Here is a 15,235-nt window from a genome sequence, read left to right on the forward strand (position 1 = left end):
CAACGATTGAAGTGGAATAGGAGGTTACTTGATGGCTTATTTAACGTATGACGAATATCAACAACTTCATTTCCAAGATATTGACAAAGAGTCGTTTGACAAGGTTCTGATGCGTGCAACAATGGCCATCAATTCAGTAACTAACTTTCGTCTACTAAAGAATGACAAGCTCATGGATGATTGGCCAGATTGGATGAAAGAACAGTTTAAACAGGCTGTTGGCTTACAAATGGAATACGTGGCTAAAACAGGTATTGAGACGGCAGCTGATGCCAGGGATATGGGTAATATTTCTAGTTCATCTATCGGAGATACAACTGTTTCAACAGGAAAAAGCGATACAGGTTCATCTGATACAAAACTATATTTATCGCCTGATGTGCAATCTATTTTAGGTGCGCTAGGTTTGCTATACAAAGGAGTGGCTTATGTTCGTTGATAAACGGTTATTAGTTCACACAGTAAATGTGGCCAAGCCAACACCAACCAAGGATAGAACACTATATGGCGAACATGTAGAACCAACCTGGCAGGTATTAAACCACGTTCGCTTCCAAGACGTTATTAGTACGCAAGGGACTGATAACAATAAGGATCGCAGTAAACCTGCTAAGCTGTTTGTTTACCCACAATACACACCTGAAGCTACCTTTGATGATAGTTGGATAGGTGGCAAGGTTATGTTCAATAGCACTGTACACAAGATAACGAACATCAAATATTTTGGTTATCCGTTTTCCGATGGTGTGTTCAGTTATGAAATCGAGGTGGTTTAATGGCAGATTTGGCAATACACCTTAACGTTGGTGACGTTGATCAATTACTCAGTCATGCTAATAAGCAAAAGGCTAAGTTAGATTTGACCAGCCAAATGGGCAAGGATATGGAAAAGTATGTGCCGTTAAGAAAAGGTGATTTGCGAGCTAACTTAACGATCACTCCAGACCGCTTATCTTATGGTGAGGTCTATGCTCGTGCCCAGTTCTATGGCACAAATGGTATTGTTTCATTCCATAACTACACCACACCAGGAACAGGTCCTAGATGGGACAGAAAGGCTTCTAAAGATTATATGGATAGTTGGATAGATACTTTTAAAAGGGGGTTGCGTGAATGAATGACAACGACTTTATGGAGCAATTAGCGACATATCTAAATACTCATTTGAATTTGCCATTGCCCGTACAACTATCCTTTTTAACTGATGAACCCAGCATTGCTTTGTTCCCTGTTCCTGGTGGACGTACTACCACTTCTTATTGGGATACCACTAAGGAAATGGATTTCAAATGGGAACTGATGGTACAAGAGAAGTCGGCGGAAGATACTGCGGCGATTATGTGGGCCATTTATGGCGAATTATCTAAAGAAGAGTTGATGGTCACTAGCTCAAACGGTTCGTATGAATTTAACCAAATGAATTTAGATCAGCCCGAACTCGAGGGCGAAAAAGATGAAATGACAGTGTGGTCCCTATCAGGGGCTGCAAACTTGACGATTTAAGAAAGGAAACAACATGGCTAATACAGAATTTAACCTAAATTACAAAAACAAATTAGAGATTGATACGACTGGAAATACATCACTAGACGATATTGACAGTGCTACTTGGGCGCCTGTTGCAGTTGGTATCCAAACAATTACACCTTCTGCATCAGAGACAGCCGACACCACACCATACTGGACTGGAGAAGGTTTCTCTGACCACGACGTTACTGGTAAGGCTGTACAATTTGCTATTGCTGGACACCGTGTGGACGGAGATGAAGCACAAGATTACGTTGCTGAGCGCTTTACTGACGTGGGGGACTCATTGCGTACATTGGCACGTTGGACTGATCCAGCAGGCAAGCAATTAGTCTTTGTGGCTACTTTGGTATCAGTTGTGCCATTTGGTGGTGCTGCCAACGTTAAGCAAACATTCAGCTTCACACTAGCTGCTAATGGAAAGCCTAAGAAGATTGAGGATGTAACTCCGAGTAACCCCGACGAAACCGGAGGTGAGTAGAGTAACGACTACAGCCGACACCGCAACTATTGAGGCTGAGTAGAAAGGAGCATCATGGCAAAGTTTGATTTATATTTAGATGGCAAGATTGTTCAATCAAATATTGATTCCCCAGTCGTTATTAAAGATTTAAAGCCTGATACACAATATGATGATTATTCGCTAACCTTTGCTGGTAAGTCGGATGGAGAGTCTGTGTCATTCAAGACTAAGGTACAATCTGTAACAGGTGTATCTCTAGATAAGACGAAGTTGTCTATCGACACAGGTAAAACTGCTACATTGAAAGCTACTGTAGTTCCAGATAATGCTACTAACAAAGCAGTAAAGTGGGCAAGTGATAACGCTGATGTAGCTACCGTTGATAACGCCGGTAAAGTAATTGCCGTTAAGGCTGGAACTGCTAACGTTACGGCAACGTCTGATGATCAAGGTAAGGTTGCTACTATTAAGGTGACAGTTAAGGACCCAGTGGTTGCAGTTACAGGCGTATCCCTTGACCAAGCTGAACTATCAGTTGAAGAAGGTGCTACTGCACAACTTAAAGCAACGGTAGCTCCAGATAATGCTACTAACAAAAAGGTTGCTTGGAAGTCAGGTAATCCTGAAACGTTCACCATTGATGGCAATGGTAAGGTGACTGGCGTGAAGGCTGGTTCTGCTACCGCAGTTGCAACAACTGATGATGGTGGCAAGACTGCCGAGGCAAAGGTAACGGTTACTGCTAAGCCAGAACCTGAACCCGACCCAGACCCAGAAGCTCCAGCAGAGTAAACAATATAAACGCCAGTAAGCATATAAAACTACCGAATGGGTGCAAGGCCCATTTTTTTGATGCTCAAATTATAGGAGAAAATAAACATGGCAATTAATATTACAAGTTTAGTTATTAAGTCGGAAGATTTTGTTATCGGTAAAAAGACCTATACGGCTCGTTATACCAAGGAATTAGACGACAAGTATTCAGATATGATGCTTAAAGCTGGTAACTTGCTACACGACATTGAAAAGGCTGATTATGATGAAGATTTGACTTTAGATGAGCAACGAAAGATTGTTCAGGACGGCTATGCTGAAATGTTGTCCATTTCTAAGGAATACTTGGTTGCTGCGTTGGGCCAAAAAGAAGCTGACGAAATTGTACGTTATGCAGATAACCGAACGGCAACTATCACAAAGGTCGCCCAAGCTATCTTTGAAGCTGGCCAAAGCAACGAACTACGTGAAAAGTATGGTACTAATCGCAAGCAACGTCGTGGAAAGGATAATGACTAATGTTTTCATTCACTAAACGACCTGAACAAACTATTGATTTAGCTGGGCATATCTATCATGTCAATTTGGCTTTTAATCGAGTGATCAAGGCGTTTGGTGTGTTAGATGATGAAACACTAAGTGATATTGAAAAGATTGACCAGTGTTTTCATATATTTTCCGTTGATTTACAAATAGACGACTTAGCAACTAAAGGAAGTATTGTTTCTAATTTATTTACTTATATCAACGCAACGCCTTATGGCAATTTTGATGATGGTGCCGAGCAAGCCGAAGAGTCCGAAACAGCTGAAAGTATCGCTGACTATGATTTCGAACAGGACGCTGCAGCCATATATGCGTCATTCATGAGTGATTATCATATTGATTTAAACAATGAATTAGACCGCATGCATTGGGATGTTTTTAAGGCGTTGTTTGATAATTTGGGTGAAAAAACACCAATAAATCGTATTAGACAAATCCGTAATGATGACCTATCTAATTACAAGGACAATGCACAACAAGCTGGCGTGATAGCTGAAGCACAAATGTATTATCAATTAGATAAAAACAAGGCAGACGATAGCTTTAGTGGTAATGCGTCTGCTATATTTGACGGTCTATTTGCGGATAGTGAATAGTTTTGAGGAAAGGGGGACGATAAATGGCAGATGGTAAAATTAATATTGACCTGATCCTTGATGATCAAACCGATAAGACTTGGACAGACTTCAAATCAAAGGCAGAGCAGCAAGGAAAAGAGGGTTACGAAACCTTTAAGAAGTCATTTGGTAATGAGCCCTTAATCGCTAAGTTAGAAGCCAAAGCCGAAACAGAAGGCGTTGATAACTTTCAAGAGTTATTGGCTGAGATACCTGAAGAGGAACAAACTGAATTATTGGCCAAAGCTGAAAAAGGTGAAATTAAAACATTTGATGATTTATTAAATGCATTGCCCGAAGAGACGCGTACAGAGTTACAGGCTAAGGCGCACACAGCTGATATTAGAACGTTTGACGACTTACTTAATGAAGTGCCTGAAGATGTCCGTACCGAGCTAAAAGCCAAGGCTGAAAAAGGTGAAATCATTTCATTTGATGATTTACTCGCTGAATTGCCAGAGGAAACACGGACTGAATTAAAAGCTAAGGCTGAACGTGGAAAAGTCGCAAGCTTCAATCAAATTCTGAAAACTGTGCCTATGTCTACCAAGACAAAGCTGCAAGTAGATGCGCAACGCCATGGTATTGATAATTTTGATAAGTTACTAAAGAAGTTACCGAAAAAGACTCGGACTGAATTATTGGCTAAGGCTGAAAAAGGCGAAGTAATTGACTATGAAAGATTACTTAATGAAGTGCCTAAAAAGTATGTAACCAATTTACAATTGAATGATAATGCCAGTTCTGGACTACAAAATATCCAACACGAGGCACAGGAAACCAAATCTAAATTTGGTGGCTTAAAGGACATTATCAGTGGGTCATTTGTTGGGAACGTTGCTGCACAAGGTATTGGTAAAGTAACAGGCTATCTAACTGGTTTGGTTGGCGAGGCTGGTAGAGCTTCTGATGCCATGCAGGGGTTTGATGCCACTATGCAATTGGCTGGTTTTGGTAAAGGCAAAATCAAGTCTGTCGGTAAAGATGTTAAAAAGTATGCTGATGATACCGTGTATGATTTGAAAGATGTTTCAAACACTACTGCACAATTAGCTGCTAATGGTGTTGATAACTTTGAAAAGTTGACTGAGTCAGCTGGAAATCTAACGGCGGTTGCTGGTGGAACTAAAGATGATTTTAAGTCAGTTGCTATGGTTATGACTCAGACAGCTAGTACAGGAAAGCTAACTACTGAAAATTGGAACCAATTAACAGACGCTATTCCTGGTGCTTCAGGTAAATTGCAGGAAGCCATGAAAAAGAATGGTGCGTTTACTGGTGACTTTCGTGAAGCCATGGAAAAAGGACAAATCAGTGCTGATGATTTCAATAAAGCTATTGATCAGCTGGGTTCTACGGATAAAGCTAAGAAGTTTGCTAAAGGGACTGCAGAGTTTCAAGGTGCCTTTGGAAACTTAGAAGCTGAAGTTGTGAATGGTTGGCAAGAAATTATCGATGCAGTTGGTAAGAAAAATCTTACAGACATTATCAATAATCTAGCTGGAGTAGCCACTAAAGCATTTAGTGGTATCGCTAAAGGCGTTAAGGTCATGAGTGATCAACTTGGAAAGTTAAAAAAACACCCAGCTATTTTAGCTGCACTGACGACAGCATTTAAAGCTATCGGAATGGCCCTTGCTGTTTTTGTAGGTTTGAAGTCGGTTATCGGCATTATAACTGGTATCGCGAAGGCTTTTGCCTTGCTAAATGCAGTATTGAAAGCAAATATATTTGTAGCCGTTGCGTCGGCAATCATAGGACTTGGAGTTGCATTAGTTAGTCTATACAAGCACAATAAAAAGTTCCGTAATTTTGTTAATGGCATAGTTGACGCCGTGGTTGATTTTGCTAAAGGTGTTGGCAAATGGTTTGGCAATGCATTCGATATTATCGGAGACTTCTTTAAGGATATTGGTAAATCATTTAGTAATGGTGGAAAGACCATTCAAAAGTTTACTAAGTCTATTAGTAAGTGGTTTAAAGGCATTGGTAAGTCCATAGGAAATGGTGCCAGTGCAATTGGTGGCTGGTTCAGCGGTCTTGTTAAAGGCTTTCGAAAAGGCTGGAATAAGTTTATAAAGGGCGCTAAGAAACTAGCTAAAGGCTTTGGTAAGACCATACTTTATGCATTGGCTTTGCCAGTGGGTATCGCCATGACAATCACTAAGCCATTAGTAGGGGGATTAAAGAAAATAATTAATTCGCTGATTAAGTGGATTAAGAAAGCTTGGAATGGCACTGTTGGCTTCCTTAATGAGATTTGGGCGCCTATTCAAAAGACGTGGACGAAAGTTTGGAATGCTATTGCTGATTTCTTTGATGAACTTTGGAATGGAAAGCATGGTGTCAAGCGGATATTCAGTGACGCTATCAATGCGATTTCAGATGTGCTAGGCGGTTTTCTAGAAGGCATTTCAAAAGCATGGTCAAATACATGGAACAAAATTTCAGAATTCTTTAATGATGTCTGGAATGGTAAGCATGGAATTAAGCGATTGTTCAACGATGCTATCAATGCGATTAGTAGTGTTATGCATAAAGTGTTAGGTGGCATTTCAAAAACATGGAGTAAGGTTTGGGGGGCTATCGCAGACTTCTTTGGCAATATTTGGAATGGTAAGCATGGAATTAAGCGATTGTTCAACGATGCTATCAATGCGATTAGTAGTGTTATGCATAAAGTGTTAGGTGGCATTTCAAAAACATGGAGTAAGGTTTGGGGAGCTATCGCAGACTTCTTTGGCAATATTTGGAATGGTAAACACGGTATTAAAAAGACTGCTTCTAATGCTTGGAACTGGATGAGTGACAAGCTAATCGGATTTGGTACTAACGTTTCTAAGACATGGACCAATATGTGGACTGGAATTAAAGACTTTTTCAGTGATATATGGGGCGACATTAAAGGTTTGGCCAAAGATGGTATGAACGGCATTATCGGCTTCATCAATACTGGTGTTAGTGGCATTAATGGCGTTATCCATAACTTTGGTGGTAAAAAGCACACAATCAAACCCTTAAAAAAGTTGGCAACTGGTACTGCTGGTGCGCCAAGTGGATTAGCTATGGTTAATGATGGTTTCGATAGTCCCACTGGTCAAGAGTTGATCATTGATAACAAAGGACAAGGAACTATCTTGTCTGGTCGTAATCGATTGGTAAACTTCGAAGGTGGCGAGACTGTCGTGCCTGCCAGCGTTACAGAAGCAATGCTAGGTGGTCACAAGTTCGCTAATGGTACTGGTGGCTGGTTTGGTGGCGTTAAGAGTTTCTTTGGAGACGTGGCAGATGATATTAGTGACGCTATTTCATCTGCTACTGGAAAAGCCAAGGACTTCTTAAATATTGCCATGCACCCCGTGAAGTATATCGAAGATAAGGTATTCAACCCAATGACTAAAGGGTTTGGTGGCTTATCTGGTAAGGCGTTTAGCTCTTTGGGTTCTGCCGTTGGTGGAAGCAAAGGTGTTAAAGGTCAACAGAGTAATTGGTGGCATGAGCTATGGAAAATGCTCAAAGACACCATGTCTGGCGTTGGTGGCGGTGGTGGCCTAGGAGACGACTATCGTTTCAAGAATAAGAGCAAGGACGAAGGCATGCCAAGTGGTGATCCATGGGGTTACTTCTTTAGAGAATGTGTGTCGTTCGTTGCTAGTCGTCTATCCAATGTTGGTGTTAAACCAAGCCTGTTTACTGGCTTAGGTAATGGTTCTAATTGGACAAGCGCTCGTGCAAAGCATAAAAGCACACCTAGCGTTGGTGATGTGGCTGTATATTCTAAAGGTTCTAAATACGGCAACCACGTTTCAGTTGTTACTGGCGTTAATAATGGTCGGTACAGTGAAGAGGGTTATAACTATGGTGGTAATGGAAAGTATTATAAATCTAGTGGTTTAAAGTTTGGAGATGCAACGACATTCCTAGACTTCGGTAAAAGTGCCGCTAAGGGTAAGAAAAAAGCCAACAAGTCAGGCTCACCATTGCAGAAACTAATTAGATCACAAGTTGGTGGTATATTTGATTGGGTTTCAGATATGATGAGCGGCTTATTAGGTTCATTTAATGGTGGTGGCGAGCAAGCATCCGGACCAGGAGCCAAGCCTAGTGGGTCACATAAGAATTGGTTAAAGCAAGCAGGTGTCAAGAGTAACTTCGACAAATGGAATTACATTATTAACCATGAGTCTGGTTGGAACCCTAAGGCGCAAAACCCTAGTTCTAGTGCTTATGGTATCGGGCAAGCATTGCCACCTTCAAAGATGGCTTCGTTTGGTTCTGATTACATGACTAATCCAATCACGCAATTGAAGTGGATGAAGTCATACGTTAATGGCCGTTACGGCGGTATTAAAAATGCTTATGCTTTCTGGAAAAACCATCATTGGTACGCTAATGGCGGCCGAACTAATGGTGTTGGCTTAGTCGGCGAAGTAGATGGCGAAGATGAATGGGTAATTAATCCAAATCGTCGCAGTGCTGATGAGACCATTCTAGGTTCGATTAAAGAGACTGCGGACAAGCAGCCTAATAGTTTTGCAGCTAAGTTAGCACAAGTCGTTAATACGGCTAAGAGTGGTTCACAATCTAATATGATTGCTCAAGTACCACATGGATCACATGCACAAAGTGTCAACCAATCAAATAGTGGCATTGATCTGAGTGGAGATGTTCACATGGTCGTGCAATTAGACAGTGGCGAAGTTGCTCGAGCTACTTATCCAAAGATTAAGGTACTGCAAAATCAAGATATTCAACTGAAAGGACAAACAACAGGTAATATGTATGACTACTAAATTTCAAAGTGACATTTTAATTCAAAAGTTAGATGGAACTGTCTATGATTTAGGGGCAGAAGGTATTCGTGTTGTTACGTTTAACCCACCATCACCAGCCTATGCGCATACTTACGCACAGACGAGTGATTATGGGGCGTCTTTAACAGGCACACAGGTCACACAGACCACGATTCCTATAACGTTTGATGTATTTGCACACGATAATTTCGATTACGAATTACAAAGGCTCAAGGTACTAAAAATTTTTAGTAGCGTTGAGCCTTTTTACGTGATTAGTTTACGAACGCCGTTTATGCGTTGGAAAGTAGTTGCTGATGCGTTCACTTACCCTCGATTAGGTAATTATTGGAAAGCTAAAAACGTGGCAATTAGCTTGGTTTGTTATGAGGGTTTTGCAGAAAGTATCGCCACAACACTACAAAAAGCCAAAGTGAATGGCGTTGACTATGATGCAAGCCTCGGTGTGCCATTTGATGATTATCAGTACGAATTTACAACGGCAAGTTTTAAAGTCTACAATCCGTCAGTCATTCCATTATTGGCTGATGAACGACCAGTCACCATCACGTTTAAAGGTAGCGCACCAAACGGACTGACAATTACGAATAAGACCACTAACCAAGCCTTTACGTATAAAAAGGCGCTGACGGATAACGATAGTTTTAAATTAGTTGGGCTAGTTCCAATCGTTAATGGTATTCAACGGCTGGGTAATGATTACTCGAGTCGCAGTTTCCTAGACTTCACACAGGGGTACAACGATATGGAAATTACTGGTGCGAGTGGTTTCACGATTTCATTTGAAACGAGGTTTTACTATTAATGGCAAATATAGTTTATGCATATACAGCTCATCTTGATGAAGTCCCAGCAGTTGTCAATAACTTATCAATTACAGAGACATTGAATGAGTTTAGCACTTTGTCATTTAGTTTTGTGGCTAACGATCGCAATAAGATAGCTGCAGAAGCTATGTTGCCACAAACAAGAGTGCTTGTGCCTGAAACTGGCCAATGGTTCCGCCTGAGCAACGTGAGCCCCACATCTACTGGTGACGTACGCACGTATCAAGTATCAGCTGTCCATGTTGGGACGGACTTACACGATAGGTACGTGGAAAATAAATTGACTGGTTCGCAAAGTTTGGATAAGTGTATGAAGCTGATTACCAACGGTACATCATTTAAATATGTCATACACGATAAGTTCAATAACTATTCGTTTAGTGATGGTTTTGGAGCAGATTATGCTGATTCATTGTTGATGAACACGTTGAAAGATGATTTTGGATTTGAATTTTATGTTGATAATTGGACCATTCATATTTATAAAATGCTTGGCCAGACAGATGGATTTATTTTCATTGACGGCTATAATGCCAGCAAAATTCAATGGACTGAAGATTACAGTAATATTCGGACCAAAATTAAAGGGTTGGGTAAGCAAAAGGATGATGGAACGTATGAAGCTACGGCCGAATACAACAGTCCTGCTCAGACTATTTGGGGCATTAAACAAGCAGCAACCGTTCAGGATGATCGCTTCACAGATAATAATTCATTATTAGCTTATATCAAATCAAAATTGCAAGATTATCCAATCGTCCAGTACACAATGGAACAAGCTGAGTTTGAGCATCATGCGAAACTATCAGAAATTAACAACGTTGCCATTGGTAATTCTGGTCTTATTAAGGATCGTCTGGGAGTGGATGTGGATGTACGCATTATTGGTATGACCATACATCCACAGGATGCGAAACAATCTGATACTGTGACGTTTGGTAATAAACTGTTTGATTATGCTCGTAACTACACTAATTTACAAAAAGCTCGTAAAAGCAATGAAACGTTGGGTAAAACTATTTCAAAGTTACAAACCAATATAGGAAACATTATAAATACTGATGCTAATCGAAAACTATGGAACATAGGAGAGGTGGAAGAATGACACTGAACGGAATAGATGTTTCAAATTGGCAACCAGATATTGATTTATCTAAAGTATCTGCTGATTTTGTCATTGTTAAAATGACACAGGGTGTAGATTATTTATCTCCTGTCAGAACAAGTCAGTATATTGGTGCTAAAAAAACTAAAAAGTTGTTAAGCGTTTACCATTATGCCGATGGTTCCGGAGCAGAGGCGGAGGCTAAACATTTTCTAAATAATGTTAAAGATTATGTTGGAGAAGCGGTATTAGCTTTAGATTGGGAAGGTGAAGTTGTTACCAAAGGGGTTAGTTATGCTAAAACATGGCTAGATTACGTGTATAAGCAGACAAAAGTTAAGCCTTTAATCTACATGAGTAAATCAGTCACTAACGCTTACGATTGGTCTACTGTTTCTAAAGATTATGGCTTGTGGTGCGCTCAGTATGCTTCTGAAGAATCAACTGGCTATCAAGAAGATCCTTGGACAGATAACACGGTATTTGGTAGTTGGACGACACCAACAATTTATCAATATAGTTCACACGGTAATTTACCTGGCTACAACGGCAACCTTGATTTAAATAAATTTTATGGGGGTAAAGATGATTGGGCAAAGTTAGCCAAGACTGGTGATATTGTGCCAACCACCATTACACCTATTATTCAATACAGTGATGACAATGGTAACCGTGCGTATGCTTATACACATTGGCAGGCTGTTGCAGGGAAACCGGAATTAAATATTTTGGAAAGCCCTAACGGTACGAAATTTGAGCTGAGAGTGGATAACACGGGTAAATTAACCGCTGTTAAAAAGGAGTAGCCTATGTTCGACACAGAAAAATTGAATGATGTGGATGACGCATTATACAAACTTCATAAAAGGTTGTATGAGCTATATATGATAAATTATCCATCAACTTCCGATGGCCCTTTTGGAATTACTGTCGTTAATGAAAAAACCTATATTTATTTAATTGATACATTAGATCAATTAATAAGATGGCATAACTTGTTAGTGGATACTTTAACGTCATATCACATGAATCCATTTGGAAATATTAATGTTAAAAAAATTTACTATACAAATAAAGGTAGTGACTTGAACCTTTTGGTTGATGACTACAAAAAAACGTTAATCGAATTGAATAGATCACTAGATACTTTTAATCAAATTATGGAATTAAACAAACTAATAAAGGAGTAAAATTATGGCAGAAAAACAAGGCCGATATACAGTAGTTGATACAACGTTAAATAAAACGGATTCAACAGTGGTGGAAGATTTGAGTGGTCGACAAGGTGATAACGGCCGCATTGTATACTTTGCAATGAAAGACAATGGATTGCCACATGACTTAACTAACCAAGATGTGACATTAAAAGCTCGCGATTCAGCTGATAAAATTAAGGTGATCAATGGTATTAATGAGATGATTTCAGCGACTGCTGGCTTATTTTCAATGTATATTCCAAATGAAATGTATGAAGCAGTGGGTGATATTAAAGAAGCCTTTTTAACAGTTACTGATAATAAAAATACAGTTGTTTCTACCATTCCGATTATGTTCACTGTGTTTGAAAATGGTATCGTCATTTCTACGCGTGCATCACAAGATTATATCGATTCAATTCAAAAAATTATTAATGAAGTCAAAGGTAAGTTAGATGGCTTTCAGTCAGCTTATGACAAGCTGAAGGCAACGATTAATGATTATGTGAATACAATCAATAGTAATGAAGTGGCGGTTAAGAATAAGACTAATGAATTCAAAGAAAATAATATGTTTGATAAAGACGTTATTGTAAAAGGAACTGTTGAAGGAAAGGTGACTGGTGATGTAACCGGTGATCTCCATGGTAAAGCAGATGATGCCAATAAATTTGGCGGCCACACGTACGCGGAAGCACTATCACATCCAGCCTTTAAAGTTGGAACGAAATTCTTTGCACATCGTGGGGCGCAAAAGATTGCGCCAGAAAATTCTTTGGTAGCCATGCGTAAAATTGCTAATCATTCTGGTATGGAAATTGACATTCATGTAACCAAAGACGGCCATTGGGTGGTTATGCATGATGGCAACATTGACCGTATGACCACTAAGTCTGGTGCCATTAGTTCATATAATTTTGCCGATTTGCGTAAGATACCAATTAGCAATGGAAGTAAGGCAGGACAATATGAAACTTCTGAGTTGGTTATTCCAACATTAGAAGAAGCTTTGACCATTGCAAAAGACAAGCGAATTATTCCAGTTATTGAAATTAAGAAAGATTCTACTGACAATTACACCGCTGCCAATTGGGATTCCCTGATTAAAATCATTAAGAAGTTCAATGTACAAAATGAAATGATGTTTATCTCATTTGATTATGGCTCACTACAAGAGGTAAAGAAACGTCTACCAGTAGTGGAAGTATCTTATCTGGTTAATAAGGTAACAAAACAGATTCTTGATGATGCCGTTGCTTTGGGTGTTAATTCAGGTGTCGATGTAAACATCGCAGGTCTAACTGCACAAAATGTTATTGACGCTCATAATCGCAATTTGAATGTTGGAGCATGGACGCCAAATGATGATTCGAAGCGAGAAAAATTGTTGTCATGGGGTGTCGATTCTATTACCACTAATAGTTTATCTGGGGAATTACGATACGAAGAATTACAGTTGGTTAATGGTTGGAAGAACCATCCTGCAGGAAATTTTAATGCTTATGTTACTGAAATTGCTCCTCAAAAAATTCAACTACATTTTCTAGTCTATGGTGGAACACGTACTAAGAATAAGGTCATTGCAAAATTGCCAAAGTGGGCAATGCCTCATTCAGCGGTTTGGGGTATTTCAGCTACTCGTATGACTAAAGGAACTGAATCAATCACTATCTCAACTTTTGATATTGATGGTAAAGGTGATTATCCAAATACAACAGTTAAGACTGGTCTTAATTGGGATAAAGGTGACAGCAATAATGATGGTGATTGGGTAAACGGTAGCCTGACCTATTACATTTAATCGGAGGGATACATGAAGACAGTTAAAATTTTAGGCGATATATCTAATAAAGTTTCTGATACAGCTACGATATTTAGATTTCGCTTATGGAACGATAACTCAGTCCAGGATGTTTCTGGTAAAAAATTAACCTTAACCGTTGCCAACGACAGCGGTTTTTTATTTGATACGACACCAGTAAATGCTGGAACGGAAGTATGGGTTGACTTTAAAGATGAAAAATTAACGACACTAACCCCTGATGACTATCAATTAGAAATTCGTGTAACCAATGATGATGGTGATGTAGAAATTTACCCATCAGAAGGTACAATTTCATTTACTGTGGTTAAAAATTTACGCAGTTTAAAAGGAAATACAGTCCCGTACGTAACATTTGATACTGTTTTAGCAGATGTCAAAACAGCAATGGACAAAACAGTTGCTAATTATGTGAAGACGATTGCCAAAGGTGATAAGGGAGACACTGGTCCACAAGGTCCGCAAGGAATACAGGGAAAACAAGGTATCCAAGGACCAAAAGGTGATAAAGGGGACACTGGAGCTACTGGTCCACAGGGTCCAAAAGGTACCACAGGGGCGACTGGACCAAAAGGTGATAAAGGGGATACTGGTCCGCAAGGTCCTGCTGGTAAAGATGGCGTTGTGGACTACAGCAAGACTGTTAATACCACAGGGGACCAATCGGCAACAGGAACAAAAAGTTTTACTGACGTAAAAGTCAGTCACATCATGGAGGCAGATTGGTTATACAAACACGTCCCTTCAGCAGGGGCTACCCCATTCCTTGAGATGAACGACACAAACCTTGGTAACAAATATGCCATTGGGCATTACTATTCAGCATTTAGTCATGGAAGCGGTGTTACTTTAGGCGCAGGAGGGATTACAATTGTTGGTGGTGGAGAGTCTGCAAAAGGACTTGGTGATGCCATTGATGAAGGGCTACCTGATGTATCAACGTCTGGTTTGCCTATTAAAGACCACGGTGATGAGCATACCATTATCGCCTCAGACGGTTATATCTACTTCATGCCAGGTCAGCAAGCTGGATACCCGACACTTGGTCCTGCATTCCGTTTCTCAAGTGGTGGCTACTTTGACAAGTATACGGGCTCGGGTTGGACGCCTTTAATTACTCCAACTTCTACCCTACTAGCACAAGATAGTCAAGTAGTTCACAATACAGGTAATGAAACTGTTGCAGGTAACAAGACGTTTTCTGGTAATACCACGATTGGTGGTACCTTAATGACCGACTCTGGTTGGAAAAATATGTCTCTTGCCAGTGGTGTGAAAGCAACTGTTGCTCGTTACCGCTTACTGAACGGTGTTGTTTACATTCAAGTGCTGGATATTACTGCAGATGTTGGTAAAGTGTTTGCAACGTTACCTGCTGGTTACATACCTCCGCACCGGATTTGGGAGTCATGGTTTGCAGCCAATAAATCAGGAAACTTTTTAATTGATGATAATGGTGAGGTATCACGTGCGTCATCAACGACATCAGGTACTGACTCAGATACAAAGGCTTCATTTGAAGTTTCTTACCCAATTGATTAAAG

15 protein-coding genes are annotated in these 15,235 nt (G+C 40.0%); all 15 read left to right on the forward strand.

Annotation, left to right across the window (positions count from 1 at the left end):
- Positions 1 to 31 precede the first annotated feature (31 nt).
- The 15 genes from FOL01_RS02470 to FOL01_RS11490 all read left to right on the forward strand — a co-directional run bounded on the left by FOL01_RS02470 (position 32) and on the right by FOL01_RS11490 (position 15,233).
- Complete coding sequence (locus FOL01_RS02470; protein ID WP_075269152.1) at positions 32 to 439, forward strand: head-tail connector protein; 408 nt, start codon at positions 32 to 34, stop codon at positions 437 to 439.
- Positions 429 to 776, forward strand: coding sequence for a putative minor capsid protein (locus tag FOL01_RS02475; RefSeq protein WP_075269153.1), 348 nt, complete (start codon positions 429 to 431; stop codon positions 774 to 776). The genes FOL01_RS02470 and FOL01_RS02475 overlap by 11 nt, the downstream gene beginning before the upstream one ends.
- Positions 776 to 1,117, forward strand: a complete 342-nt coding sequence (locus FOL01_RS02480; protein WP_075269154.1) for a minor capsid protein — start codon at positions 776 to 778, stop codon at positions 1,115 to 1,117. The genes FOL01_RS02475 and FOL01_RS02480 overlap by 1 nt, the downstream gene beginning before the upstream one ends.
- Positions 1,114 to 1,503: a phage tail terminator protein gene (locus FOL01_RS02485; protein WP_075269155.1), complete on the forward strand. Its 390-nt coding sequence runs from the start codon at positions 1,114 to 1,116 to the stop codon at positions 1,501 to 1,503. The genes FOL01_RS02480 and FOL01_RS02485 overlap by 4 nt, the downstream gene beginning before the upstream one ends.
- 13 nt (positions 1,504 to 1,516) lie before the next feature.
- Positions 1,517 to 2,008: a phage tail tube protein gene (locus FOL01_RS02490; RefSeq protein WP_075269156.1), complete on the forward strand. Its 492-nt coding sequence runs from the start codon at positions 1,517 to 1,519 to the stop codon at positions 2,006 to 2,008.
- Positions 2,009 to 2,062: 54 nt separating this feature from the next.
- Positions 2,063 to 2,782 carry an Ig-like domain-containing protein gene (locus FOL01_RS02495; protein WP_075269157.1) on the forward strand — a complete coding sequence of 240 codons (720 nt, stop codon included), beginning with the start codon at positions 2,063 to 2,065 and terminating at the stop codon, positions 2,780 to 2,782.
- An 87-nt stretch (positions 2,783 to 2,869) separates the two neighbouring features.
- Positions 2,870 to 3,283: a hypothetical protein gene (locus FOL01_RS02500; protein WP_075269158.1), complete on the forward strand. Its 414-nt coding sequence runs from the start codon at positions 2,870 to 2,872 to the stop codon at positions 3,281 to 3,283.
- The gene (locus FOL01_RS02505; protein ID WP_075269159.1) at positions 3,283 to 3,906 is read left to right on the forward strand and encodes a Gp15 family bacteriophage protein; all 624 of its coding nucleotides are present in this window, start codon (positions 3,283 to 3,285) and stop codon (positions 3,904 to 3,906) included. Before FOL01_RS02500 ends, FOL01_RS02505 begins: the two co-directional genes overlap by 1 nt.
- A 23-nt stretch (positions 3,907 to 3,929) precedes the next feature.
- A complete protein-coding gene (locus FOL01_RS02510; protein WP_075269160.1) occupies positions 3,930 to 8,720 on the forward strand; it encodes an aggregation-promoting factor C-terminal-like domain-containing protein in 4,791 nt (1,596 codons plus the stop codon).
- Positions 8,710 to 9,546 carry a phage tail domain-containing protein gene (locus FOL01_RS02515; protein ID WP_075269161.1) on the forward strand — a complete coding sequence of 279 codons (837 nt, stop codon included), beginning with the start codon at positions 8,710 to 8,712 and terminating at the stop codon, positions 9,544 to 9,546. Before FOL01_RS02510 ends, FOL01_RS02515 begins: the two co-directional genes overlap by 11 nt.
- The gene (locus tag FOL01_RS02520; protein WP_075269162.1) at positions 9,546 to 10,673 is read left to right on the forward strand and encodes a phage tail protein; all 1,128 of its coding nucleotides are present in this window, start codon (positions 9,546 to 9,548) and stop codon (positions 10,671 to 10,673) included. The genes FOL01_RS02515 and FOL01_RS02520 overlap by 1 nt, the downstream gene beginning before the upstream one ends.
- Positions 10,670 to 11,479 (forward strand): GH25 family lysozyme, encoded by an 810-nt coding sequence (locus FOL01_RS02525; RefSeq protein ID WP_075269163.1) that lies wholly within the window; start codon positions 10,670 to 10,672, stop codon positions 11,477 to 11,479. Before FOL01_RS02520 ends, FOL01_RS02525 begins: the two co-directional genes overlap by 4 nt.
- Positions 11,480 to 11,482: 3 nt before the next feature.
- Positions 11,483 to 11,863 carry a hypothetical protein gene (locus tag FOL01_RS02530; RefSeq protein WP_075269164.1) on the forward strand — a complete coding sequence of 127 codons (381 nt, stop codon included), beginning with the start codon at positions 11,483 to 11,485 and terminating at the stop codon, positions 11,861 to 11,863.
- Between the two features lie 4 nt (positions 11,864 to 11,867).
- Positions 11,868 to 13,670: a glycerophosphodiester phosphodiesterase family protein gene (locus FOL01_RS02535; RefSeq protein WP_075269165.1), complete on the forward strand. Its 1,803-nt coding sequence runs from the start codon at positions 11,868 to 11,870 to the stop codon at positions 13,668 to 13,670.
- A 12-nt stretch (positions 13,671 to 13,682) separates the two neighbouring features.
- Positions 13,683 to 15,233 carry a collagen-like domain-containing protein gene (locus tag FOL01_RS11490; RefSeq protein WP_075269166.1) on the forward strand — a complete coding sequence of 517 codons (1,551 nt, stop codon included), beginning with the start codon at positions 13,683 to 13,685 and terminating at the stop codon, positions 15,231 to 15,233.
- The last annotated feature ends 2 nt before the right edge of the window (positions 15,234 to 15,235 follow it).

It is taken from the genome of Weissella thailandensis (genome assembly GCF_001932615.1).
Lineage (GTDB): Bacteria > Bacillota > Bacilli > Lactobacillales > Lactobacillaceae > Weissella > Weissella thailandensis.